This is a genomic window from Kitasatospora sp. NPDC092948 (assembly GCF_044754805.1).
In the GTDB taxonomy this organism is placed as follows: Bacteria; Actinomycetota; Actinomycetes; order Streptomycetales; family Streptomycetaceae; genus Kitasatospora.
Genome location: NZ_JBIVPU010000004.1, coordinates 716,917 through 741,569 on the forward strand (window position 1 = coordinate 716,917; position 24,653 = coordinate 741,569).

At 72.7% G+C, this 24,653-nt stretch carries 19 protein-coding genes and 1 pseudogene; 9 read left to right on the forward strand and 11 right to left on the reverse strand.

All coding sequences use genetic code 11. From position 1 onward, the window contains the following. Positions 1 to 93: 93 nt before the first annotated feature. Positions 94 to 591 carry a redox-sensitive transcriptional activator SoxR gene (gene soxR / locus ACIQF6_RS16885; RefSeq protein ID WP_400895267.1) on the reverse strand — a complete coding sequence of 166 codons (498 nt, stop codon included), beginning with the start codon at positions 589 to 591 and terminating at the stop codon, positions 94 to 96. Between the two features lie 66 nt (positions 592 to 657). Here soxR and ACIQF6_RS16890 point away from each other — a divergent pair, with 66 nt between their 5' ends. Both ACIQF6_RS16890 and ACIQF6_RS16895 read left to right on the forward strand, forming a co-directional pair. Continuing rightward, complete coding sequence (locus ACIQF6_RS16890; protein WP_400895269.1) at positions 658 to 1,362, forward strand: thiamine pyrophosphate-dependent enzyme; 705 nt, start codon at positions 658 to 660, stop codon at positions 1,360 to 1,362. A gap of 27 nt (positions 1,363 to 1,389) precedes the next feature. Beyond that, positions 1,390 to 2,295, forward strand: coding sequence for a transketolase family protein (locus ACIQF6_RS16895; protein ID WP_400895271.1), 906 nt, complete (start codon positions 1,390 to 1,392; stop codon positions 2,293 to 2,295). 1 nt (position 2,296) lies between these two features. On the opposite strand, the gene treZ is transcribed toward ACIQF6_RS16895, so the two are convergent. The 3 genes from treZ to glgX are packed head-to-tail and all read right to left on the reverse strand — an operon-like array spanning position 2,297 to position 8,613. After that, positions 2,297 to 4,039 (reverse strand): malto-oligosyltrehalose trehalohydrolase, encoded by a 1,743-nt coding sequence (gene treZ, locus ACIQF6_RS16900; RefSeq protein ID WP_400895273.1) that lies wholly within the window; start codon positions 4,037 to 4,039, stop codon positions 2,297 to 2,299. Further along, positions 4,040 to 6,430, reverse strand: a complete 2,391-nt coding sequence (treY, locus tag ACIQF6_RS16905; RefSeq protein WP_400895275.1) for a malto-oligosyltrehalose synthase — start codon at positions 6,428 to 6,430, stop codon at positions 4,040 to 4,042. 59 nt (positions 6,431 to 6,489) lie between these two features. Beyond that, positions 6,490 to 8,613 carry a glycogen debranching protein GlgX gene (gene glgX / locus ACIQF6_RS16910; RefSeq protein ID WP_400895277.1) on the reverse strand — a complete coding sequence of 708 codons (2,124 nt, stop codon included), beginning with the start codon at positions 8,611 to 8,613 and terminating at the stop codon, positions 6,490 to 6,492. A gap of 415 nt (positions 8,614 to 9,028) precedes the next feature. On the opposite strand from glgX, the gene ACIQF6_RS16915 reads away from it, so the two are divergent. Next, complete coding sequence (locus ACIQF6_RS16915; protein ID WP_400895279.1) at positions 9,029 to 10,282, forward strand: SAV2148 family HEPN domain-containing protein; 1,254 nt, start codon at positions 9,029 to 9,031, stop codon at positions 10,280 to 10,282. A gap of 103 nt (positions 10,283 to 10,385) precedes the next feature. Next, positions 10,386 to 11,093 (forward strand): exonuclease domain-containing protein, encoded by a 708-nt coding sequence (locus ACIQF6_RS16920; RefSeq protein WP_400895281.1) that lies wholly within the window; start codon positions 10,386 to 10,388, stop codon positions 11,091 to 11,093. Between the two features lie 16 nt (positions 11,094 to 11,109). Here the strand turns inward: ACIQF6_RS16920 and ACIQF6_RS16925 are convergent, their stop codons facing one another. The 5 genes from ACIQF6_RS16925 to ACIQF6_RS16945 form a co-directional block, all read right to left on the reverse strand. Then, positions 11,110 to 11,280 carry a S1 RNA-binding domain-containing protein gene (locus tag ACIQF6_RS16925; protein ID WP_400895284.1) on the reverse strand — a complete coding sequence of 57 codons (171 nt, stop codon included), beginning with the start codon at positions 11,278 to 11,280 and terminating at the stop codon, positions 11,110 to 11,112. Positions 11,281 to 11,285: 5 nt separating this feature from the next. Beyond that, complete coding sequence (locus tag ACIQF6_RS16930; protein WP_400895286.1) at positions 11,286 to 11,654, reverse strand: S1 RNA-binding domain-containing protein; 369 nt, start codon at positions 11,652 to 11,654, stop codon at positions 11,286 to 11,288. A 93-nt stretch (positions 11,655 to 11,747) separates the two neighbouring features. Next, positions 11,748 to 12,737, reverse strand: coding sequence for a polysaccharide deacetylase family protein (locus tag ACIQF6_RS16935; protein WP_400895288.1), 990 nt, complete (start codon positions 12,735 to 12,737; stop codon positions 11,748 to 11,750). A 132-nt stretch (positions 12,738 to 12,869) separates the two neighbouring features. After that, positions 12,870 to 13,757, reverse strand: coding sequence for a phosphotransferase enzyme family protein (locus ACIQF6_RS16940; protein WP_400895290.1), 888 nt, complete (start codon positions 13,755 to 13,757; stop codon positions 12,870 to 12,872). Between the two features lie 49 nt (positions 13,758 to 13,806). Further along, the gene (locus ACIQF6_RS16945) at positions 13,807 to 16,014 is read right to left on the reverse strand and encodes an MMPL family transporter (RefSeq protein ID WP_400895359.1); all 2,208 of its coding nucleotides are present in this window, start codon (positions 16,012 to 16,014) and stop codon (positions 13,807 to 13,809) included. Positions 16,015 to 16,525: 511 nt separating this feature from the next. On the opposite strand from ACIQF6_RS16945, the gene ACIQF6_RS16950 reads away from it, so the two are divergent. The 3 genes from ACIQF6_RS16950 (at position 16,526) to ACIQF6_RS16960 (ending at position 21,125) form a co-directional block, all read left to right on the forward strand. Further along, the gene (locus tag ACIQF6_RS16950; RefSeq protein WP_400895292.1) at positions 16,526 to 18,694 is read left to right on the forward strand and encodes an MMPL family transporter; all 2,169 of its coding nucleotides are present in this window, start codon (positions 16,526 to 16,528) and stop codon (positions 18,692 to 18,694) included. A 309-nt stretch (positions 18,695 to 19,003) separates the two neighbouring features. Continuing rightward, positions 19,004 to 19,207 (forward strand): cold-shock protein, encoded by a 204-nt coding sequence (locus ACIQF6_RS16955; protein WP_400895294.1) that lies wholly within the window; start codon positions 19,004 to 19,006, stop codon positions 19,205 to 19,207. A 172-nt stretch (positions 19,208 to 19,379) separates the two neighbouring features. Continuing rightward, positions 19,380 to 21,125 (forward strand): DEAD/DEAH box helicase, encoded by a 1,746-nt coding sequence (locus tag ACIQF6_RS16960; RefSeq protein WP_400895296.1) that lies wholly within the window; start codon positions 19,380 to 19,382, stop codon positions 21,123 to 21,125. Between the two features lie 62 nt (positions 21,126 to 21,187). Here ACIQF6_RS16960 and ACIQF6_RS16965 read toward each other — a convergent pair whose 3' ends face one another. Beyond that, positions 21,188 to 21,649, reverse strand: coding sequence for a MarR family winged helix-turn-helix transcriptional regulator (locus ACIQF6_RS16965; RefSeq protein WP_400895298.1), 462 nt, complete (start codon positions 21,647 to 21,649; stop codon positions 21,188 to 21,190). Between the two features lie 102 nt (positions 21,650 to 21,751). Here ACIQF6_RS16965 and ACIQF6_RS16970 point away from each other — a divergent pair, with 102 nt between their 5' ends. Next, a complete protein-coding gene (locus ACIQF6_RS16970) occupies positions 21,752 to 22,243 on the forward strand; it encodes a hypothetical protein (RefSeq protein WP_400895300.1) in 492 nt (163 codons plus the stop codon). Between the two features lie 391 nt (positions 22,244 to 22,634). Here ACIQF6_RS16970 and ACIQF6_RS16975 read toward each other — a convergent pair whose 3' ends face one another. Next, on the reverse strand, positions 22,635 to 23,360 hold the full coding sequence (locus ACIQF6_RS16975; protein WP_400895303.1) for a hypothetical protein: 726 nt from the start codon (positions 23,358 to 23,360) through the stop codon (positions 22,635 to 22,637). A 530-nt stretch (positions 23,361 to 23,890) separates the two neighbouring features. Between ACIQF6_RS16975 and ACIQF6_RS16980 the strand changes: the two are divergent. Then, positions 23,891 to 24,653, forward strand: a pseudogene (locus ACIQF6_RS16980) (LamG domain-containing protein); the annotation flags it as partial.

The following is a 24,653-nucleotide window of genomic DNA, read 5'->3' on the forward strand; positions in this document are numbered from 1 at the left end:
CCCCGGGTCGGTGGAACACGCTTTCGGGGGCAGCATAGACGGCGGGGAAACCGGTTCGACGACGGATGGCCGAATCCGGTCCCTCCGGGCAGGCTAGCGGTCCGGTCCGACAGCGGGTTCGGGTTCGGGCCCGTCGTCCGGGTCGCGGGTGAGCAGGTAGCGGGCGCCCGGTCCGGCGGCGGCGGCGCGGTCGTCGGCGTTGTACAGCTGGCAGCGGCTCATGGAGAGGCAGCCGCAGCCGATGCAGCCCGTCAACTTGGCCTTCATCAGTTGCAGTTCGGCGATCTGCCGGTCGATCCGGTGCTGCCAGGTGCTGGCCACGGCGTGCCAGTCGCGGGGCGTGGGCGCGCGGTCCACGGGCAGCCGGGCGAGTGCGGTGCGGACCTCCTCCAGCGAGAGGCCGACCTGCTGGGCGGCCCGGACGAAGGCGATCCGGCGCAGCGCGGCGCGCGGGTAGCGGCGCTGGTTGCCGCTGGTGCGTTCGGCGTGGATCAGGCCGAGGCTCTCGTAGTAGCGCAGCGCGGAGGTGGCGAGGCCGCTGCGTTCGGCGAGCTGGCCGATGGTGAGGCGGTCGTGCCGGGTGGGCGTCATGGCCCGGAAGACTACCGGCGGGCGGGGCTTGACCTGAAGCGGACTTGAAGTTGGATGCTCGTAGGCATGACGAGCGAAGCGACGCGCACTCCCGGCGGTTTCGACGACCTGCCGCACCTGATCTCCCTGATGACCGGCGACGAGAAGCACTCGCCGGCCGCGACCTCCACCCTGGACGCCCTGTGGGTGCTGTACGACCGGGTGCTCGAGGTGGGCCCGGACACCGTGGACGCCGCCGACCGGGACCGGTTCCTGCTGTCCAAGGGCCACGGCCCGATGGCGTACTACGCGGTGCTGGCCGCGAAGGGCTTCTTCCCGGTGGAGCTGCTGTCCAGCTTCGGGTCGTACGACTCGCCGCTCGGCCACCACCCGGACCGGCTGCTGGTGCCCGGCGCGGAGATCGGCTCCGGGTCGCTGGGGCACGGCCTGCCGCTGGCCGTGGGCACCGCGCTGGGCCTGCGGGCGCAGGGCCTGGACGGGCCGGCGGTGTGGGTGCTGGTCGGGGACGCCGAGTTCGACGAGGGCAGCAACCACGAGGCGGTGGCGTTCGCCGGGGCGTACGGCCTGGAGCGGCTGCACGTCGTGGTGATCGACAACTCCTCGGCCACGCACGGCTGGAGCGGCGGCATCGCGGCCCGGTTCGCCGGCGAGGGCTGGTCGACGGCCACCGTGGACGGCCGCGACCACGAGGAGCTGTACCGGGCGTACACCGCCCCGCACCCCGGCCGCCCGCACGTGGTGGTGGCCCGTACCGAGCCGAAGAACAGCTGAAGCAGCCGAGAGCGGAGACAGCAGGCCATGACCACCGAAGAGTTCACCATGCGCGACCAGTTCGCGCTGACCACCGCCGAACTGCTCGACCAGGACCCGCGCACCGCCCTGGTGCTGGCCGACATCGGCGCCGCCCAGTTCCCCGAGGCGGCCCGCGCCCACCCCGACCGGGTGGTGAACGTCGGCATCCGCGAACAGCTGCTGATCGGGGTGGCCGGCGGCCTGGCGCTGACCGGGATGCGGCCGATCGCGCACACCTTCGCCAGCTTCCTGATCGAGCGGCCCTTCGAGCAGGTGAAGCTGGACCTGAACCACCAGGGCGTCGGCGCGGTGCTGGTGAGCGCGGCCGGCTCCTACGACTGGCCGGCCGGCGGGCGCACCCACATGGCGCCCGGCGACGTCGCCCTGCTGGACACCCTGCCGGACTGGAGCGTGCACGTCCCCGGCCACCCCGCCGAGGCCGACCTGCTGCTGCGCCACGCCGTCGCGGCCGGCGACAGCCTGCAGTACGTGCGGCTGTCCGTGCAGCAGAACCGGGAGGCCCGGCCGATCGTCCCCGGGCGGTTCCTGACGGTCCGTGAGGGCTCCCGCGGCGTGGTGCTGGCGGTCGGCCCGATGCTGGACGCGGTGCTGGAGGCCACCGAGACGCTGGACGTGACGGTGCTGTACGCGGCCACCGTCCGGCCGTTCGACGCGGCGGGCCTGCGGGCGGCGATCGGCGGCCGGGCCGACGTGGTGCTGGTCGAGCCGTACCTGGCCGGCACCTCGGAGCGCGAGGCTCACCTGGCGCTGGAGCAACTGCCGCACCGCGTCCTCGGGTTGGGCGTGCCGGTGGCCGAGCACCGGCACTACGGGTCGCTGCCCGAGCACCTGGCGGCGTACGGCCTGGACGCGACCCACCTGAACGCCCGGATCGCTTCCTTCCTGTGGTGAATCAGGCCGTCCGCACCACCGCCACCGCGTCCGGCCCGAGCAGCACCGCCCCGTTCGCCCCGGCCCGGACCTCGCCGAACGAGGCCTCCAGGGCGGCGAGTTCGCCCTCCAACGGGACGGCGAGGGGCCGGCCGCCGCCGAGGCCGCCGAGCCGGACGAGCACCCGGTGATGGCCGCGGTGCACGGCCAGCCAGCCCGCCGCCGCGTCGTGCCGCACCCGGACCGCCGCCAGGTCGCCGGCCGCCAGCTCGGGAACGGCGCGCCGCAGCCTGATCAACTCCCGGTACCAGGCGAGCAGTTCGGCATGCGGGGCGCGGCCCGGCTCGGACCAGTCCAGGGTGGAGGCGCGCACCGTGGCGGCGTCCTGCGGGTCGGGGACGTCCTCGGCGCGCCACCCGTGCTCGGCGAACTCCCGGCGCCGGCCCTGCCGGACGGCCTCGGCGAGCTGCGGGTCGGTGTGGTCGGTGAAGTACTGCCAGGGCGTGGACGCCCCCCACTCCTCGCCCATGAACAGCATCGGCGTGAAGGGGGAGGTCAGGACGAGGGCCGCCGCGGCGGCCAGCCGGCCGGGCGGCAGCGACGCGGACAGGCGGTCGCCGGTGGCCCGGTTGCCGATCTGGTCGTGGGTCTGCGCGTAGCCCAGCAGCCGGTGCCCGTAGCCGGCCGGGAAGGGGCGGCCGTGCGAGCGGCCCCGGAACGAGGACCGGCTGCCGTCGTGGAAGAACCCGCCGGTGAGGGTCTTGGCGAGGGCCGCCCACGGGTCGGCCGCGAAGTCCGCGTAGTAGCCCTGGCTCTCGCCGGTCAGCAGCGCGTGCAGGGAGTGGTGGAAGTCGTCGCTCCACTGCGCGGTCAGGCCGAGGCCGCCGGCCGGCCGGGGCGCGGTGGTGCGCGGATCGTTCAGGTCCGACTCGGCGACCAGGAACAGCGGGCGGCCGGTCGCCTCCGCCAACTCCTCGACGGCGGCGGAGAGTTCCTCCAGGAACGGCAGCGCCCGGCCGTCCGCCAGGGCGTGCACCGCGTCCAGCCGCAGCCCGTCGATCCGGTAGTCGCGCAGCCAGGCCAGCGCGCTGCCGATCAGGTACGCCCGGACCTCGTCCGAGCCCGGCGCGTCCAGGTTGACCGCCGAGCCCCACGGGGTGCGGTGCCGGTCGGTGAAGTACGGGCCGAACCGGGGCAGGTGGTTGCCGGACGGGCCGAGGTGGTTGTGCACCACGTCGAGGATCACGCCGAGGCCGCGCAGGTGCGCCGCGTCCACGAAGCGCTTCAGCCCGTCCGGGCCGCCGTACGGCTCGTGCACCGCCCAGGGCGACACCCCGTCGTAGCCCCAGCCGTGGCGGCCCGGGAACGGGCAGACGGGCATCAACTCGACGAAGTCCACGCCGAGTTCGACCAGGTGGTCGAGCCGGTCGGCGGCCGCGTCGAAGGTGCCGTCGGCGGTGAAGGTGCCCACGTGCAGCTCGTACACCACCGCGCCCGGCAGCGGGCGGCCCCGCCAGGCGGTCTCCGACCAGGCGAATTCGGTGTGGTCGACGGGGCGGCTCAGCCCGTCCGGGCCGAACGGCTGGCGGGGCGAGCGCGGATCGGGCAGCGCGGGGCCGCCGTTCAGCCGGAAGCCGTAGTCGCCGTCCGGGCCGTCCCCGTGCCACCAGCCCGGGTGCGCCGGGTCGCGTTCCAGCAGGTACGGGATCGCCCCGACCTCCACCTCGACGACCTTCGCCGCCGGCGCCCACACCCGGTACCGCATCTACGCCCCCTCCACCAGCAGCGCCACCGGCAACTGCTGCAACAGATACGACAGTTCGACCGGGCCGCCGGTGAAGTGCCGGCCCGTCAGGCGGTCCGTCCAGCGGCCCGGCGGCAGCTCCAGCAGGGTGCCGCCCCAGCCGCCCGCCCGGTGCAGCCCGTACGGCAGCCGGGTCGCCGCGCCCAGCACCCGCCCGCCGCGGGCGAACGCCACCAGGTGGTCGGCCGCCGGGCCCGCCGCCGCCAGCGGGTGCCAGGCGCCGAGCGGGCCCTCGCGGCGCAGGTGCAGGGCGGCGGCGGTCAGGTGCAGCTTCTCCCGGGCCAGGTCGCCCGGGCGCGGCGTGGGCGCGTCGGCCAGCCGCGCCGCCAGCGCGTCCAGGTCGACCGGCGCCCGGTTGTCCGGGTCGACCAGCGTGTACAGCGGCTCCTCGCCGCCCTGGAAGACGTCCGGCACGCCCGGCGCCAGCAGGTGCAGCAGCGCCGCCGACAGCGAGTTCACCCGGGCGAACGGCTCCAGCATGCCGACGAACCCGGCGATCCGCGGGCACAGCCCGGGGTTGGCCAGCGCCTCCCGGACGTACCCGGCGAGCCGCTGCTCGAACGCCTCGTCCGGCGCCGTCCACGAGGTGCGGCGCTTCGCCTCCCGCACCGACTTCAGCACCACGCCGAGCAGCCGCTCCTCGGACAGCGGCCAGGCCGCCAGCAGGGTCTGCCACAGCAGCCACGCCGAGGCCCGGTCCGGGCACGGCCCGGCCGCCACCGTCCACGCCGCGCACTCCGCCGTCCACGCCTCCGGCAGCTCCGCCAGCACCGCGAGGCGGGCCCGGGCGTCCGCGCTGCGCTTGGTGTCGTGGGTGGACAGCGCCGTCATCGCGTGCGGGAAGTCGCGCTCCTGCCGCTCGCACCAGCGGTGGAACTCCGCCGGCGGCACGCCCGGGTGCTCGGGGAGGCCGCCGACCTCGTTCAGCGACAGCAGCGCGTTGAACCGGTAGAACGCGGTGTCCTCCACGCCCTTGGCCGCCACCGCGGAGGCGGTCTGCCCGAACCGGTGGCAGAACTCGTCCTTGGCGGGGGAGCGGCCCAGCTCGCCCAGGGCGAGGCGGCGCACCAGCCGCTCGGTGTCCGACGCGCCCTCGGGCGGGGCGAGCGCCTCGGCGGCCTCGGGCGGGGCCGGCTCGCCCGGCACCACGTACGGGCGGTACACCGGGTACTGCGTGAGCAGGCCCTCCAGGGCCCGGCGCACCGCCAGCGGCGAGTGGTCGGCCAGCTCCGGGCCGTCCGCGCAGATCCGCTCCACCAGGCGCACCAGCCGGTCGGTCTCCGCCGACAGCGCACCGTCCGGCGCGACCATCTCGGCCCGGCCGATCAGCGCCGACGCCGCCGCGTCCGCCCTGTCCCCGACGTCGCGCCGGTAGGCGACCGCCAGCCGTTCCGCGCCCAGGTGGTCGGTCAGCACGCCGTCGATCCGGCGCAGCGCGTCGTAGCCGGTGGTGCCCGCGCACGGCCAGTCCGCGGGCAGCCGCTCGTCGCCGGTGAGGATCTTCTCCACCACCGTGTACGCGCCGCCGGTGGCCTCCGCCAGGCGCCGCAGGTAGCCGCGCGGGTCGGCCAGCCCGTCCGGGTGGTCGATCCGGAAGCCGTCCAGGACGCCCTCGCGGTGCAGCCGCAGCAGCACCGCGTGCGTCGCCTCGAACACCTCGGGGACTTCCATCCGCACCGCGATCAGCTCGTTGACGGTGAAGAACCGCCGGTAGTTGATCTGCTCGTCGGCCAGTCTCCACCAGGCGAGGCGGTACCACTGGTGGTCCAGCAGCTCCGGCAGCGGCAGCCGCGCGGTGCCGGGGCGCAGCGGGAACTCGTGCTCGTGGTAGCGCAGCACCTCGCCGTCGACCGTCAGCGCGCCGAGTTCCGCGCCCAGGCGGTCGCCGAGCAGCGGCAGCAGCAGCCGGCCGCGCCCGGGGGCGTCGACCGGGCCCGGCTGAGCCGTCCAGTCGATGTCGAACCAGGCGGCGAACGGGTCGTCCGGGCCGTTCGCCAGCACCTGCCACAGCGGCCGGTTCAGCTGTTCGGGCACCGGCAGCGCCATGTGGTTGGGCACCACGTCCGCGATCAGGCCGAGGCCGTGCCGGTGGCAGGCCTCGGCCAGCTCGCGCAGCGCCGGCTCGCCGCCCAGCTGCTCGGCGACCCGGCCGTGGTCGACCGTGTCGTAGCCGTGCGTGGAGCCCGGTACGGCCTCCAGCAGCGGCGACAGGTGCAGGTGCGAGACGCCGAGCGCCGCCAGGTACGGCACCGCCCGGCGGGCGTCGTGCAGGGTGAACCCCGGTTGCAGCTGGAGCCGGTAGGTGGCCGTCGGGAAGCGGGCCGTGGAAGGGCGCGCAGCGGCTGACGTCATACCGGCATCCCTACCCGGGTCGCCGGGCCAGTACCGCTCACTCAGCCGAACGGGCGTCGTCAGGCCGGTCGCTGAAGGACCATCAGGGAGCGGTCCAGCAGCTGCAGGGTGTCGCCGGCCTTGGCGCGCGGGCCGGTGCCGGGGGCGGGGAGCGCGGGCAGCGAGGTGTCGACGACGACCTGCCAGACCTCGCCGTGACCGGCCGGGACGGTGAAGGCGATCGGCTCCGAGTGGGCGTTGAACATCAGCAGGAACGAATCGTCGACGATCTTGCCGCCGCGCCGGTCCGGCTCGGAGATGGCGTTGCCGTTCAGGAAGACCGTCAGCGACTTGGCGTACGAGGTCGACCAGTCCTGCCCGGTCATCTCCTCGCCGCCCGGGGTGAACCAGGCGATGTCGGTCAGCGCGTCGTGGGTGCCGGAGACCGGGCGGCCGTGGAAGAACCGGCGGCGGCGGAACACCGGGTGGTCGCGGCGCAGCCAGATCATGCCCTGGGTGAACTCCAGCAGCCGGATGTCCGCCCGCTCGCCGTCGCGGCTGGGCCAGGCCACCCAGGTCAGCTCGGAGTCCTGGCAGTAGGCGTTGTTGTTGCCGTGCTGGGTGCGGCCCAGCTCGTCGCCGTGCGAGAGCATCGGCACGCCCTGGGAGAGCATCAGGGTGGCGATGAAGTTGCGCTGCTGCCGGGTGCGCAGCTCCAGCACGCCCGGGTCGGTGGTGTCGCCCTCGGCGCCGCAGTTCCACGAGCGGTTGAAGGACTCGCCGTCCTGGTTGTCCTCCCGGTTGGCCTCGTTGTGCTTGTCGTTGAACGACACCAGGTCGCGCAGCGTGAAGCCGTCGTGGCAGGTGACGAAGTTGATCGAGGCGATCGGGCGGCGGCCGTCGTCCTGGTACAGGTCGGAGGAGCCGGTCAGCCGGGAGCCGAACTCGGCCAGGGTGGCGCTCTCGCCGCGCCAGAAGTCGCGGACGGTGTCGCGGTACTTGCCGTTCCACTCCGTCCACAGCGGCGGGAAGTTGCCGACCTGGTAGCCGCCCTCGCCGAGGTCCCACGGCTCGGCGATCAGCTTGGCCTGCGAGACCACCGGGTCCTGCTGGACCAGGTCGAAGAACGAGGACAGCCGGTCCACCTCGTGGAACTGCCGGGCCAGCGTCGCCGCCAGGTCGAAGCGGAACCCGTCGACGTGCATCTCGGTGACCCAGTAGCGCAGCGAATCCATGATCATCTGGAGCACGTGCGGCGAACGCATCAGCAGCGAGTTGCCGGTGCCGGTGGTGTCCTCGTAGAACCGCTGGTCCTTCGCCAGCCGGTAGTACGAGGCGTTGTCCAGGCCCCGGAAGGACAGCGTCGGCCCGAGGTGGCTGCCCTCCGCGGTGTGGTTGTAGACCACGTCGAGGATCACCTCGATGCCGGCCGCGTGCAGCGCCTTCACCATCGACTTGAACTCCTGCACCTGGTGCCCGCGGTCGCCCGTCGAGGAGTACGAGGAGTGCGGGGCGAAGAAGCCGATCGTGTTGTAGCCCCAGTAGTTGGACAGCCCCAGGTCGCGCAGCCGGTGGTCGCGGACGAACTGGTGCACCGGCATCAGCTCGATCGCGGTGACGCCCAGCTTCGCCAGGTGCTCGATCACCGCCGGGTGCGCCAGGCCCGCGTACGTGCCGCGGATCTCCTCCGGGATGCCCGGGTGCAGCCTGGTCAGGCCCTTCACGTGCGCCTCGTACACCACCGTGCGGTGGTAGTCGGTGCGCGGCGGCCGGTCGGTGCCCCAGTCGAAGTACGGGTTGATCACCACCGAGTGCATGGTGTGCGGCCCCGAATCCAGGTCGTTGCGGCGCTCCGGCGCGCCGAAGTGGTAGCCGTACACCGACTCGTCCCAGTCGATGTGGCCGCTCATCGCCTTCGCGTACGGGTCCAGCAGCAGCTTCGACCCGTTGTGCCGCAGGCCCAGCCCCGGCTGGAACGGGCCGTGCACCCGGAAGCCGTAGCGCTGGCCCGGCTGGACGCCCGGCAGGTACGCGTGCCGGACGAAGGCGTCGGTCTCGCGCAGTTCGACCGCCGTCTCCGAGCCGTCCTCGGCGATCAGGCAGAGCTCGATCCGGTCCGCGCTCTCGGAGAACACCGCGAAGTTGGTGCCCGCGCCGTCATAGGTGGCGCCGAGCGGGTAGGGCTGCCCCGGCCAGACCTGCATGTGTCCTCGACTTCCCCGTGCCAGACGCCAAATCGGCGCCCCCGCGGGTGGTCACCCGGTGGAGCGCCCGAACAGGTGCGTGCGTCACGGGAGTGGCACACGGCACCTTCGCATCCTCCTCGCCGGACGCCCCGACTCCGCGCCCATCCGTGGCCATTCGCCCGTTGTTCGCCCGAACGGGTGTCCCAGCTTCCGGGCCGGACAGCCCGCCGTGGCCGGGGCGTGACGGTCCGTCGGCTGCCGGGGCGCGTGCTGTCAAGAGGGCTGTGTCGCGGCCACCGGGGGCGATACCCTTGATCGTCCGGACCGCGAGAACCCCGGGCCCGTGCGGCCGAGGACCAGAGGCCGTCATGGTGGACCGAGTCAGCGGACAGGCCGTCAGCCGGTGGGCGGCGGGCGAGAGGTGAGGTGGCGGATGGCGTTCCCCGCCGACGGCGACGGACCCGACCCGCGGGCCGGCGGCAGCGAGGCCCCGACGCTGGTCGTCCGCACCGGAGCCGGACGCGGACCGCTGCCCCCGCAGGGCGGCCCCGTCGAGGGCATGCCGCCCGCCTGGGCCGCCGAGCAGTGGGACGACGCCTACCGCAGGGTCCGGCTGGCCGGCCGCGCCTACGTCTGGCTCAACCTGGTCGAACAGCGGATGCGCGCCCTGGTCCACGAGGTGCTGCGCCCCGTCTACGCGCCCGCCCACGGCGAGGAGTGGGTCACCGCCGCCGCCGGGCCGGTCGGCGAGGAGTGGGTGCACCGGGCCGCCGCCGTCCGCGAGGTCTCCCGCCGCAAGGGCTACCTGCTCGACCCCGTCGACGACGACCCGCTGGTCTTCCTCACCCTGCCGCAGCTGCGCGAACTCATGGTGCAGCACTGGCCGTGCTTCGAACCCCACCTGGTGGACCGCCGCGAGATCGAACTCGCCCTCGACGAACTCGAGGTCGCCCGGCACGTCGTCTCCCGCAACCGGGCCCTCACCCAGACCGTCCTCGACCAGACCGAACGCGCCGCCGCCCGGCTGCTCGCCCTGCTCGACGGCGCCCACGGCGGCGTGCCCGCCGACGTGGTCGAGGAACTCGTCGCCGGCCGCTACGCCGACGTGGTTGCCGTCCACCCCGACCGGGTCCGGCTCCAGCGCGACCTGCCGGTCGAGGACCTGCTCGACGGCGCCCGGCGGCTCGACGCGGTCGGCATCGGCCTCGGCATGCTCTGCCAGAACTACACCGGCAAGCGCCTGGTGCGGCTGGCCACCGACGGCTGCCGGGTCCGGCTGCTGTTCCTCAACCCGGCGAGCAGCGCCGTCCGCCGCCGCGAACGTGAACTCGGCATCGGGCGCGGCGAGTTGGGCCGCACGGTGGAGATGAACATCATGCACGTGCGCCGGGTCCGGGCCCGGCTGCGCGACCCCGGCTCGTTCGAGATCCGGGTGTTCGACGAACTGCCCCGGTTCACCGCCTACCTGGTCGAGGGCCCGCGCACCGCCGGCACGGGCGGCCGCCGGCGCTCCACCGACATCGGCGTCGTCCAGCCCTACCTGCGCAAGGCCCGCGGTATCGAATCGCCCGCCCTGGTCCTCCGCGGCGGCGCCGGCCAGGAGGCCGGCGGCACCGAACCCGGACTGCTGGAGGTCTACCGGGAGGAGTTCGAAGACCTCTGGGGAGACTCCCGCGCGGTCTCCTGACCGGCCGGATCGCCCCCGCCGGAGCGGACGCGCCGTCGGCGCTGTCACAGCGGCAGGCGATGATGGTCCGCGTCTTGGCAGTGCTGACGGAAGGACACAGCCCATGACCTGGTGGAAGGGGCCGCTCACCGGTTTCGACCTGGAGACCACCGGCACCGACCCGGAGGAGTCCCGGATCGTCACCGCCGCCGTGGTCGACACCCTCGGCGGCCGCGTCGAAGGCGTCACCAACTGGCTGCTCGACCCCGGCGTCCCGATACCCGCCGAGGCCACCGCCATCCACGGCATCACCGACACCGAGGCCCGCACCCACGGCCGGCCCGCCGCCGAAGCCGTCGAGGAGATCGCCCACGCCCTGCACCAGCGGCTCGCCGCCGGCCGGCCCGTGGTCGCCTTCAACGCCCCCTACGACCTGTCGCTGCTCGACGCCGAACTGCGCCGCCACGGCCGCCCCACCCTCGCCGACCGCCTCGGCGGGCCGGTCACCCCCGTGGTCGACGCCATGGTCGTCGACCGCGCCCTCGACAAGTACCGCAAGGGCTCCCGTACCCTCCAGCGGGTCTGCGAGGTCTACGGCGTCGAACTCCACGACGCCCACGAAGCCGGCAGCGACGCCCTCGCCGCCGTCCGCGTCGCCGTCGCCCTCGGCCACCGCTACCCCGACCAGGCCGGCGACCTGCCGCTCGACGAACTCCACCGCCGCCAGATCGACTGGTACCGCACCTGGGCCACCGACCTCCAGGCCTGGCTGCGCCGCAAGGACCCGGCCGCCACCGTCGACCCGCGCTGGCCGCTCAAGGCGGCCTCCTGAGGGCGGCGGCCGACGATCAGCGGCAGGAGAGCACGAACCGCTGCCGGGCCAGGTCGACTTCGAGGATCCGCACGGTCAGGCCGTCGCCGACCCGAACGGCCCCGCCGGTCGACTCGGCGGCGGGCACCAGCCCCTGGAGGCCATCGGCCCGGTCCTCGATCCGGACGAGCAGGCCGAACGGAAGCACCCTCGTCACCACGCCGCCGACCGACTCGCCGACGTGGGTGGACAGTTCCTCCAGCGGTTGTCCCGCAGCGCCCGCAGCGACAGTTGCAGTTCCTCGCGCACCAGGTTGACGCCGAGCACAGCGGCCGTGACCTGCCCACCCACCGGGGCCAGGTCGGACGCGGAGGCGAACGACCGCCAGGACAGCTCGGGTCGGCGGACCCGCGCGGTGAAGCCGTCGACGTCCACGAACACGACGGTGTCGGCGATCCCGGTGACAGTGCCGGTGACGGCCTGACCGGGGCGCAGGGACTTCAGGAACATCCAGCTCTCGTCGCACGGCGACCAGCCGGTGCGCCAGCGGGCCCGCAGGACGCCGTCCGCGTCCGGCAGCACGCCGTTGAGCAGCGGACGGCGGTCGTCGACCGTGGTCGGCAGCGCGACGAGGCGTCCCGACGGGCCGTCAGGACGCCTCGGCAGGGTGGCCGGTCAGGACTGCGGGAAGTCGAAAGTGTAGCCCTGGGCCACCAGCCACGGCAGGAGCTGCTTGAGGGCCGCCACGGTCTGGGTGCGGTCGCCGCCGCCGTCGTGCATCAGTACCACGCCGCCCGGGCGGAGGTTCTGCTGCACGGTGTGGACGATCGACTGCACGCCCGGGCGGGACCAGTCGCGCGGGTCGACCGACCAGCCCAGGGACTTCATGCCCTGGTCGGCGCCGATCTGCTCGTTCTCGGCGGTGAAGTCGCCGCCCGGGGCGCGCCACCAGGTGATCTGCGCGTCGCCTCCGGCGGCGTCGACGATCTGCGCCTTGGCGTCGGCGATCTCCGCCACCTGCCGCTCGTGCGACTGGGTGTGCATCGGCTGCGGGTGGTCGACGGTGTGGTCGCACAGGCGGTGGCCCTCGGCGAGGATCCGCTTGACGGCCGCCGGGTGGGCCTTCGCGTTGTTGCCGATCTCGCAGAACGTCGCCTTCGCGTCGTACTGCGCCAGCAGGTCCAGCACCTGGCCGGTGGCCGGGCCCGGGCCGTCGTCGAAGGTCAGCGCCACGGTCCTGCCGCCCGAGGCGGTGTGCGCCAGCACGTGGGTGGCCGGGGCGGGGGTCTGGTGCCCGTCGGCCGGCTTCGGGGCGGCGCCGGCTCCCGCAGGCGGGGTGGTGGCCGGGGCGGCGGGCGGCGTCGTGGCGGCAGCGCCGGTCGGGCCGGCCGACCCGGCAGCGGCCGGGGCGGTCCGGTCCGGGGAGGCGAACGGGGACGGGGAGACCCCGCCCGGGGTCGGCCGGGCCGCCGCCGAGGAGCTCCCGCTCCCGCTCGGCGCCGTGCTCGTGCTCGCGCTCGGCGACGCCGAGTGCTGCGCGGCGCCCCCCGCCGCCAGCGGGGTGCCGTGCGCACCGCACGCCGCCAGCACGGCCGGGGCGAGCAGCGCGGCGGAGACACCGAGAAGAAGAGGACGACGACGGGCGGTTATGCGGGACTTCACCATGGAACGACTCCTGACGTCGCACCGCGGCCGCCTGTGCGGCGGGGCGTCTGGTCGGATACGACGCCAGGCACGAACGAGGTGGTTCCGTCCGGATGTGCGCTGCGCCACAGGGCGGGCACCGAACGGAAGCGGTCAGAACGCGAACCAGCGTACTGCCGCCTCGCCGTCACGCAGCGAGTCGACACGGCGACGGAACTCGGCCCGGGCGGACGGGTTTCCGGCCGTCTGCTGCGCCACCCAGGCGGCGCTCGCGGTCTCCCGCGCGCCGCGCAGCACCGTGAAGCCCGGCCACTCCCGGACGTCCCAGCCGTAGGCCGCGTTGAACGCCGCGACCTCCTCGGCCGGTACGCCGTACCGGTCCTGACTGAGCGCCAGCACCACAAGGTCGTGCTCGCGCAGGTCGGAGGCCATGTACTCCAGGTCGAGCAGCACCGGGCCGGCGGGGGTGATGTGGACGTTGCGCGGCAGCGCGTCGCCGTGGATCGGGCCGGCCGGGAGGTAAGGGGTCAATTCGGAAATGGCGGTGACAAAGGTCTCTTTCCGGTCACGGAGGAAGGCGGCGTCCGCCGGGTCGATGTGACCCTCCGCGGTCGCCAGCCAGCTGTCCACCGGGGCCAGCAGGTCGCGGCGGCCGAGCGGCACCGGCGGGGCGGGCTCCGCGGGCAGGGCGTGCAGGGCGCGCAGCAGCGGGGCGAGGTCCGCGGGCCGGGCCGGGCGGACGGCGGGCTCCAGCCGGTGCCACAGCGTGACGGGATGCTGCTGGGCCAGGTGCACGACCGGGTCGGCCGGGCGGACCACCGGCACGCCCGCGCCGTCCAGCCAGCCGGCCAGCGCGAGTTCGCGGGCGGCGCGGTCGGCCGAGCCGGGGGCGCGGCCGACCTTGGCGACCAGGCCGAGCTCCGGGAGGTCGAAGACGGCGTTCTGGCCGAGCGAAATGAGCGTGGCCCCGGCCGGGTCGATGCCGGCCGGGGCGCACGCCTGCTGCAGGAGGGCCTGGGCCCCCGATTCGTCGAAGATCACCTGCTCATTGTCGGCGAACCGGGGGCGTCCCAGGAGGGAGGGGGTGGCGTCAGCTGGTCAGCTCGTGCTCGTCGCGGCCGCGGTGGGCGCCGGCGCCGGCCGGGGCGGGGGCGGGCGCCTCGCCCTCGATCCGGGGCAGCCAGTGCAGCCAGCGCGGCAGGTACCAGTTCTTGTCGCCGAGCAGGGACATGAGGGCGGGGAGCAGGACGGCGCGGATCACCGTGGCGTCGATCAGGACGGCGACCGCCAGGCCGATGCCCATCTGCTTCATCACCTGCATGGACAGCGTCCCGAAGACCGAGAACACCCCGACCATGATGATGGCGGCGCTGGTGACCACGCCGGCGGTGGTGCGGATGCCGTGGGCGACGGCCGCGCGGGTGGGCAGGCCCCGGTCGTACGCCTCCTTGATCCGGGAGACCACGAAGACGTGGTAGTCCATCGACAGGCCGAACAGGATCACGAACAGGAACAGCGGGATCCAGCTCTCCACCGCGCCGACGCCCTCGGTGCCGACCAGCGAGGCGCCGACGCCGTGCTGGAAGACCACCGTCAGCACGCCGTAGGCGGCGCCGACCGACAGCAGGTTGAGCACCACGGCGGTGACGGCTATGGACAGCGATCGGAACGAGCAGAGCATCAGCAGGAAGGCGAAGGCGACCACGAAGCCGAAGACCGGGAGCATCGAGCCCGACATCTGCTTGTTGAAGTCGACCGAGGCGGCGGTTTCGCCCGTGACCGGGGCCTGGGCGCCGGCGACCTTCCCGACCGTGGCGGGCACGACCTGCTCGCGCAGGACCTTCAGCGCCTCGGCGGAGGTGGAGTCGTTGCCGCTGCCGTAGAGCGGGATGTCGACGGTGGCGACGTTCTGTGCGGCGTGCACCGTGAGGGCGGTGGGGCCGTGCATCCTGCCGGTGGCGAGGGCGTTGGCCTGCAGGTCGGCGAGGGCCTGCGTCATCTCCGGGGAGGAGATGTCCTTCGCCCTGACCACCACGGTGGCGGGGGAGGGGCTGCCGGGGAAGGCGTCCTGGATCCGATGCGAGACGGCGACCAGGGAGTTGTCCTTGGGCAGCTGCTGATCGAACGTCAACTTGGCGGTGTGCATGGTGAGCATCGGCGCGGCGATCGCCAGCAGGGCGGCGGTGGCCAGGCCGGCGGCGGCCAGCGGGTGGCGCAGGACCGGGGTGAGCACCGCGTTCCAGAACCGGCTGCCCTCGTTGGCGTCGCGGCGCAGGCGGTGCAGGAACGGGACCCTGCCCTTCTCCACCCGGTCTCCGAGCATCGAGAGCAGGGCGGGGAGCACCGTCAGCGAACCGAGCACGGCGGTGATCACGACCAGGATGGTGGCGAAGGACATCGCCTTGAAGGTGGCGATGCCGGTGAGGAACAGGCCGGCCATGGCGACCACGACGGTGATGCCGGAGACCAGTACGGCGCGGCCGCTGGTGGCGGCGGCGATCCGCAGCGCGGTCTCGGCGTCGTGCCCGGCGGCGCGCTCCTCGCGCTCGCGGCGCAGGTAGAACAGGCAGTAGTCGACGCCGACGGCGAGGCCGACCAGCAGCATCACCGAGGAGGCGTCGTTGCTGGTGTGCAGCATCCCCGAGGAGAGGGCGACCAGGCCGGAGGCGGCGACGAACGCGGTGAGCGCCAGCACCACCGGGAGGACCGCGGCCACCACGGCGCCGAAGGCGATCAGCAGGATGCCGAGGGCGAGCGGCACGGCCGTCCACTCGGCGCGGGCGAAGTCGTTGGAGAACTGCTCGTTGAACCACTTGTTGGAGCTGGCGTCGCCGAGCTCCTCGACGATCAGCTCGGGGTGCTGCTTCTGCACGCCCGCCACCGCGTCCAGCACCGGGGACACGTTGGTGACGGCCTCCGTGCTGTCCTCGCCCTTCACCGTGAACTGGATCAGCGCCGAGTGCTTGTCGGTGGAGACCGCGCCCGTCTCGTACGGGCTGTGCAGCTCGTCGGTCCTGTCGGTGGCCCGGACGGCGGTGGCGACCTGGTCGACGACGGCCTTGAACGCGGGGTCGTCGGCCGTCAGCGTGCGGCTCTGCACCAGGACGGTCTCGCCGGCCGGGGACTTGATGCCCGCGTCGTCCAGAATCCTGGCGGCCTGTGCGACCTGGCCCGGCATCTGCTGGGAGTTGACGATCTTTGTGGAGCCGTGCGCGCCGCCGAGGTAGGCGGCGAGCACGACGAAGAGCAGCCACCCGAAGACCGCGGTCTTTCTGTGGCGAGCGCTCCAGGCGCCCATCGTGGCGGCGAGTCCATGCTTCACGGTAGGTGTTCCCCCAGGGGTGTCGGGCGGGTGCGGGCCGCCCCGGTCGGTGGGCCGCCGGGCTGCTTCCGGCGACACAACAGACGCTATGAGCTGGGGATCTGACGAACCATCCAGCTAGTCACCGACTTTTTCCTGGGTCTTCCCCCAGGGGGTATTAGGGGGTTATCCCCACCCCCGGGGTCGGGATCTCCTCCTGGAGGGCAGCCGGACGTCCACCCTGAGGGGGAGCGATCTCCACCCCGGGCACGAGGTGCGAAGGGCCCCCGCCGGGTGACGATAGGTCAGGGGCAGGCTCCGCAGCCGCCCCTGGGGGGCACAGACGAAACCCACTTGCCGGGCGGCAAGCAAGGTCCCGTAGGATGCCCGCTATCACTTACCTGCCGACCGGCTAGGGCCTGCACGAGGGCTCCGCGCGCCGGTCCAGCCGCTGCCCGGCGTCCCATCTCCCGGCTGCGGCGAACCGTGCCCAGGAGGCATTTCGAGCATGTTCCACCGACTTGGACACTTCGTCGTCAAGCGGGCGTGGTGGGTGATCATCGCCTGGGTGATCGGCTCCATCGCCCTGGTCGCCGGCGCCCCGAAGATCAGCGCCTCGACCAACGAGGCGGACTTCCTGCCGAAGCACTACGAGTCCATCCGGGCTTCGGTGGTTCAGCAGGACAAATTCCCGGCCGAGTTCACCCCCGGCGCGATCCTGATGTTCGAGCGCACGGACGGCGGTGCGCTGACCGACGCCGACAAGGCCGACATAGCCAAGATCAGCAAGGGTCTGACCGACAAGCACATCCCGCTGGTCGAGCAGGTCATCCCCCCGACGGAGGGGCGGACGATCTCGCAGGACGGTCACTACGCGATGGGCATGGTCTCCATCGACAAGACCAAGATGCAGACCGACGACTACCCCAAGGCCGCCAAGGACCTGCGGGACGAGGGCAGGGAACTCGCCAAGGGCACCGCGCTGAAGTTCCAGGTCGGCGGCCAGGCCGCGATGGCGCAGGACCAGAAGGAGTCCTCCAGCGCCACCGACATGATCACCATGCTCGCCACCATCGTGCTGATCGTGGTCATCGTCGGCGTCATCTTCCGCGGCATCCTGGTCGGCTGGCTGCCGGTGCTGCTGTCGGTGTTCCCGATGGTCGCGGCCAGCGGTCTGATCGCCTTCGTCACCAAGCTGTTCGACCTGAAGTCCTCGCAGATGGCCTCGGCCATCGACATCGTGGTGATCCTCGGCGTCGGCACCGACTACTTCCTGTTCCTGATGTTCCGCTACCGCGAGCGCCTGCGGGCCGGCGACGACCGCAAGGCCGCCGTGGCCAACGGCGTCGGCCGGGTCGGCGAGGCGATCGCCTCCGCGGCCGGCGCGGTCACCGTCGCCTTCGCGGTGCTGCTCCTCTCCGAGCTCGGCATGTTCACCTCGCTCGGCCCGGCGCTGGCGATCTCGGTGATCGTCACCGCGCTGGCCTCGCTCACCCTGACCCCCGCGCTGCTCTCCGTCATCCCGGCCAAGGCCACCTTCTGGCCCGGCCGCAAGTGGATGGAGGAGCCGCAGGGCGCCCGCTTCCACAAGCTCGGCAAGGTCGTCGGCCACCGCCCCGGCCTGATCGCGCTGGTCTCCGGCGGCCTGCTGGTGGTCCTCTCGCTGGCCGGCCTCGGCTACACGGGCACCTTCGACATGGCGAAGAGCATGATGCCGAAGGACAAGGAGTCCATGCTCGTCCTGGACACCCTCAGCAAGAACGGCGGCGAAGGTGCGGCCGACCCCACCCACGTCTTCCTGACCACCTCCACCAAGGCCGGCGGCAAGCTCGACCCGGCCACCCTGGACGGCTTCGGCGCCAAGCTCGGCCAGGTCCCCGGTGTCGCCTCCGTCCAGCCCGAGCACAAGATCAGCGAGGACGGCACCACCGCCGACTTCGTCGTGGTGCTCAAGGACTCCGCGGCCAGCAATGCCGCGATCGACACCATCACCAAGCTGCGCTCCACCGCCCACCCGGCCGCCCCGGCCGGCAGCGAGGCGCTGGTCGGCGGAACCTCGTCGATCTACAAGGACATCAAGCTGGCGATGGCGCACGACTACAAGCTGGTTTTCCCGGTGGCGGGCGTGCTGATCCTGCTGATCCTGGGCCTCCAGCTGCGCAGCGTGGTCGCGCCCTGGTACCTGATGGCCTCGGTCGGCCTCGGCTTCGCGGCGACGCTGGGCGCCACCACGGTGGCCTTCCTCAAGATCGGCACCGAGCCCGGTCTGATGTTCATGCTGCCGATCTTCATCTACCTGTTCGTGGTGGCGATCGGCACCGACTACAACATCCTGATCATCGCCCGGCTCCGCGAGGAGGCCCGCGAGGGCCGCAACCCCCGCGAGGCGGCCAAGGAGGCGATCCGGCACGCCGGTCCGACCGTCGCCGCGGCCGGCTTCATCCTGGCGGCGTCCTTCGCGACCTTCATGCTGGCGGGCAACGTGCTCTTCGCCGAGCTGGGCTTCGCGCTGGCCATCGGCATCGTGCTGGCGGCCTTCGTGATGGCGATGTTCTTCACCCCGGCGATCACCGCGCTGCTCGGCAAGAAGGCCTGGTGGCCCGGCCACGGCGCGATGCCCGACCACGGCTCCGACACCGTCGACGAGCGCGAGCCGCAGCCCGTCGGCATGGCCTGAGCAGCCACGCACGGGTAGGGCCGGGTAGCACTGAGTGAAGGGGCATGCGGTCCAACCGGACCGCATGCCCCTCCGGCGTCGCGGCGAAACACGGTGTGACCAGCGGAACTTTTGCCGCCGTTGACGGGGGTGGCCGTGCTATTGTCGAAGCAGTTGCAGTATTGGTTCCCATGAACGTGTGTGTGCGCCTGCTGGTTCCAACCACAGGCGCATTTGTTTTGTCCGGTGTTTAGTCTCCGGATGGGGATCGCGGCTACGTGGGGCGCACGAGGTGTGTGTCCCAATGCCCCAGTGAAAGTGGAGACGGTTATGGCTACCGGCACCGTGAAGTGGTTCAACAGCGAAAAGGGCTACGGCTTCATCGAGCAGGACGGCGGCGGCGCTGACGTCTTCGCTCACTACTCGAACATCCAGTCCCAGGGCTTCCGTGAGCTCCTCGAGGGCCAGAAGGTCGAGTTCGACGTCACCCAGGGCCAGAAGGGCCCGCAGGCGGAGAACATCCGCGCCATCTGAGTCCTGGCCTAGCGCCGACTCATATGTTGCAGGCGAGGGCCCGTACCTCCACAGGTACGGGCCCTCGTCATGCCGCCCGACGGCCGGGGCGGCCCCTCCCTCCCTGACGGCCGACCATCCCGCCGCCGCGCCTCCCGCGCGCCGGCCGACGGCCTCAGAAAGAGGAACACGCATGCCCGAGCAGTCCCGTCCGCAGTCCGCCCCGCAGTCCGCTCCGCGCGGGGACAAGCCGCGCACCCGCAGTGGGAGGCCGCGTACCGGCGCCTCCCGCGGTGAGGGCCGCACCGGCGGGCCCCGCGGTGGCGAGCAGACCCGTGCCGACCGTCCGGGCCGTTCGCGTCGCGGCACCGCGCCGGCGGCCGCGCCCGCCGAAGACTTCACGCCCGTGCAGGGCACCCCGTCCCGTCCGCCGGCCGCGAGCTTCGCCGAGCTGGAGCTGCCCTCCGGGCTGTTGAAGCAGCTGGCCGCGCAGGGCGTGACCGAGCCGTTCCCGATCCAGGCCGCCACCCTGCCGGACGCGCTGGCCGGACGCGACGTCCTCGGCCGCGGCCGCACCGGCTCCGGCAAGACCCTGGCGTTCGGCCTGCCGCTGCTGGTCCGCACCGCCGGGAAGCGGGCCGCCGCCCGCCACCCGCTGGCCCTGGTGCTGGTCCCCACCCGTGAACTCGCCCAGCAGGTCACCGAGGCGCTCGCCCCCTACGCCGGGGTGCTCGGCCTGCGGATCACCACGGTGGTCGGCGGCATGTCGATCACCCGCCAGGCCAACCAGGTCCGCCGCGGCACCGAGGTGCTGGTGGCCACCCCCGGTCGGCTCGACGACCTGATCCAGCGCGGCGACGTGCGCCTGGACGACGTGGCGATCACCGTCCTCGACGAGGCCGACCAGATGGCCGACATGGGCTTCCTGCCGCAGGTCGTCAAGCTGCTGGAGCAGGTCGCCGAGGGCGGGCAGCGGATGCTGTTCTCCGCCACCCTGGACCGCAACGTGGACCGCCTGGTCAACCGTTTCCTCACCGACCCGGTCACCCATTCGGTGGACCCGTCGGCCGGTGCGGTCACCACCATGGACCACCACCTGCTCCAGCTCGACCCCGCCGACAAGGCCGAGACCACCGCCCGGATCGCCGCCCGCGAGGGCCGCGTGATCATGTTCGTGCACACCAAGCACGGCGCGGACCGGCTCGCCAAGCAGCTGCGCGCCCATGGCGTGGTCGCCGCCGCGCTGCACGGCGGCAAGTCGCAGCCGCAGCGCAACCGGGTCCTCGACCAGTTCCGCGACGGCCAGGTCACCGCGCTGATCGCCACCAACGTCGCCGCCCGCGGCATCCACATCGACGGCCTCGACCTGGTCGTCAACGTCGACCCGCCGATCGACCACAAGGACTACCTGCACCGCGGCGGCCGCACCGCCCGGGCCGGCGAGTCCGGCACCGTGGTCACGCTGGTGCTGCCCGAGCAGCGCCGCGAGGTCAACCGCCTGATGAGCATCGCCGGCATCCGGCCCACCATCACCAAGGTCCGCCCCGAGGACGGCGAACTGAAGCGGATCACCGGCGCGCGGACGCCGTCCGGTGTGGCCGTCATGCTTCCGGTTCCGGCGGCGGTCGCGGCTGCGGCCGCGGTCGTCGCGGAGCCCGCTGCGGGGGGCCGTGGCGGTCGCGGTCGCGGCGGCGCGAAGCCGGCGGCGGAGGGCGAGGCGCGCCGCCGCCCGGCGAAGCGGGCCGGCGGCGGTCTGCCCAAGGACGTCGACATGAGCGGCAACCCGCGCCGCCCCCGCCCCAAGCAGCGCCCCGGTGGCGGGAGTTCGCAGATGGCGGCCGGGTTCATCGGGAAGGCGTCGGGCCGCGCGAAGCCCGGCTCCGGGACGAAGAGTGGCTCCAACTACGGCACCGGGCGGCAGCGCCGCAAGGCCGACTGAGCATGCGAACGGGGCCCGCAGGAGGACGTCTCCTGCGGGCCCCGTTCGCATGCGGTCCGGTGTCAGCCCACCGCTGCCGGCGCCTGCGCCATCGCGCGCACCGCGGCGGCCAGCGGGGCCAGCTCCGGGCGCTGTTCGGCGGTGGCGAGGGCCTCGGCGAGGGCCCGGTCATGGGTGGGACGGGCCCGGGCGAGCAGTTCCAGACCGGCCGGGGTGACGTCGGTGTAGATGCCGCGCCGGTCGGTGGGGCACAGGTACCGGGCGAGCAGACCGCGGTCCTCCAGCCGGGTGACCAGGCGGGTGGTGGCGCTCTGGCTGAGCACGACCGCGTCGGCGAGCCGGTTCATCCGGAAGTGGCCGCCGTCACCGTCGTGCTGTGCGCTCAGGACGTCCAGGACGGAGAACTCGCGGACGCTGAGCTCGTGTTCGGCCTGCAGGGCGCGTTCGATGTGGGCCTCGATCCGGCCGTGCAGTGAGGTCAGGGCGCACCAGCCGGGCGCCAGGCCAGAGTCCGAGCGGGTCATCGTCCGCACTCCCTTCAGGATGGTTTCACTTCGTACAAGCCTAGTCGAGATGTGCAAATTCCCGCGCCTGCAAGTATTGGCCGGGGGGTGAGGAGACGGTCGATGGAACAGCCCGCACGGCTGGACGCGCAGGAAGCGGCCCTGGACGCCCTGCTTGAGACCCTCGGCGAGACGGTCGAGATCCCGCAGGACGACCGGGTGGACCGCCTCGCCGAACACCTCCCGGACTACCCGCAGTACCACCGGATCGGCCACAAGCGGCAGGCCGCGTACCGGCGGCTGACCGAGGACCGCGCGGCCGCGCACGGCTGCTACCCGCAGGTGCTCGCGGCGCTGCTCGCGGACGACGACCCGTCCTCGCCGCGCTGGCTGGCGCAGGTGCTGCTGACCGCGGGCGGCCGCCGGCGGCTCCAGGAGGAGCTGGTGGCGGCGGTCGAGCACGGCGACCCGCTGCGGCAGGCCTGCGCGGTCGGCGCGTGGCGGTGGGCGGACCCCATGGGCGGGCCGCTCGCGGAGCGATTCCTGACGGTCCGTCGAGAGGCGGCGGCGCGCTGCGTCGATCCGTGGGCGCGGGGGCGGCTGGCGGCCGACTGAGCGTCAATAGCGCGCAGCGGATTAGCTCTTGAGAGTGGCGCGCCGTGTTGGCCTCTTTGCCATGTCATAGCCTACTCATGGCGTCGATCATGCCCTCGTGCCGTGGCGCGGGCCCTGGCAACGGGGAAGAGGTGCGCCGACACGGCGGGGGAGTTCGTGGTCGACCCGGACGCGCCGCGCCGGTTCGACCACGCCAGTGCCGAACGGGCCGAGTGGCTGCGCAGCGATCCGCGCCGACGAGGCTTACCACCGGGACGGCGGAAACCCCGGCCCTCAGCATCGGTCTGCGACAGTGCGCCGGTATCGCCCAGCCCGACCGGCCGCCCGAGCTCGGCCCGGAGGAGCGCCGCCGCCGCCCCGAGGAGGCCTTCGGCCGGGCCGCCCGTCACCTTCAGGTGGAGCGCCCGTGCTCCACCGGGACCGCCGGTTCGCCGCGCAGTTCCTCGCCGTCGGCGAGGAACTGCGCGGCCGCTGTCCCTGTGTTGGCGGGACCCGGCATCCGGCGCTCGGCACCCGGCACTCGGCATCCCGCGTCTGCCCGAATCCGATGCTGATGCCACGTCAGTCCGGCGGGCTCGAAGAGGAGCCGGTCAGGTCGTTCACTCTGCTGCGGCGCGCGTGCGAGGCGGTCGAGCCGGTGGTGGCGGCGATCGGCGCCGTCGAGGACCGAATGATGGACGCCGTGCCGGATTCCGTTCGGCGCGGCGTGGTTGGCGACTGGCTCACCACCACCGGCCGCCTCGTCGTCCGCCTCGTCGTCCGCCTTCAGGCGGATGGTGCGAATCGCCGCGCTCTGCTCGCCCTCGGCGATCACCGGCTCCTGCTGCCCGCCGGTCGCGCCGGACTCCGGCAGCTCACCGAACAGCGCGCCCTTCAGTTCGAACTCCCGCGCAAACGACATCACCGCCGCCCACCGCGACGCGAAGACGTCACGCAGCGTGGCCGGCCCAGCCTGCACTTCCGCGACGGCCCGTGGGTCGGTGTCACCACTCCACTGCCGTCGACGGTGGGAGAACTCGCCCTCGCGTTCCGGTAGTTCGTGGCTCGGAGTGGGCGTTGCGCGCTCACACTCTCGCAAACCGGGTTGCTTGGTGCGGAGTTGGTCAATTCTGGACACATGGATTCAGATCCCTACCGTGCTCCCAGGTGTGGGCATGTGTTCGGTTGGTGAACATGACGTGGCATCAAGTCGTGGAAGAAGATGGATCATTGGCTTGGAATGGTGGGCTCGCGCAAGTCGTGGCCGCTGTCAAATATTCGTGTCGGCGGTGGGGATGGCTGTCTTCATCGGCCATTTCAATTTGCCTGACGTGATGGTTCGTCAGAGAAGGATCCAGGGCGGGGTGTCAGCGATCTCCTGCCGGTCGAACCTTGCTTGATGTGGCGTTATGGGGCGTTTTGCCTGCCGAAAGGCGCGATTGATCCCTTATGTCTTTGCCTGTCATTTCCGTTGGCGGAAACGGGTGTTGACAACGTGTTGGGATTTCCTTAATGATCACGAATCACGTGTGATGATCATTTTGACTCGTGGGATGTGACGTGCAGGAAAGATCCGGGCAGAGAGGGCGAGTGCGCGGGTTGACCGCAGCCGCTCTCGCTCTGGGAATCACGGTGGGGGCGTTCGGGATACCGGACATGCCTCTGGCGGTGGCCGCCGAGAGTGCGCCGACGCAGAATCCGGCGTCGGCCGAGCCCGCCGAGACGGCGGAGACGCTGGCGGTCGCGGAGGCGCGGCGGACCGGGAAGCCGGTGGAGGTCGAGGCGCTGCGGGGTGAGAGCTCCGATGTGGTGGCGCAGCCGGACGGTCGGTTGTTGTCGACGACGTATGTGCAGCCGAAGCGGACGCGCAAGGCGGGTCGTTGGGTGGATCTCGACCCGGCGTTGCAGGTGTTGAAGAGCGGTGCGTTGGCGCCGAGGGGTTCGACGGCGGATCTGGAGTTCTCGGGCGGCGGTGATCAGCCGCTGGTGCGGATGACGCAGGCCGGCAAGGAGCTGAAGCTGTCGTGGCCGAAGGCGTTGCCGAAGCCGGTGGTCGACGGGTCGGTCGCCGAGTACCGGTCGGTCCTTCCCGATGTGGACCTGCGGTTGACGGCCACCGCGACCGGTTTCACGCAGGTGTTCGTGGTGCACACGGCGGAGGCCGCGAAGAACCCGGAGCTCGACGCGTTGCGGCTCGGGTTGAACACCGGTGGTCTGACGGTGCGGCAGGAGGCGGACGGTTCACTGAAGGCGGTGGATCCGTCGGGCGGCGGCACGGTGTTCGAGGCGCCGACGCCGGTGATGTGGGACTCCTCCACCGCCACGGCCCCGGCTGAGGCTTCGGCTGCTGCGGCTCCGGCTGCGGGTGCGAAGTCGCTGAAGGCGGCCCCGGCGGCCCCGGCGGCTCCGGCCGAGGCCTCGGCTTCTCCGG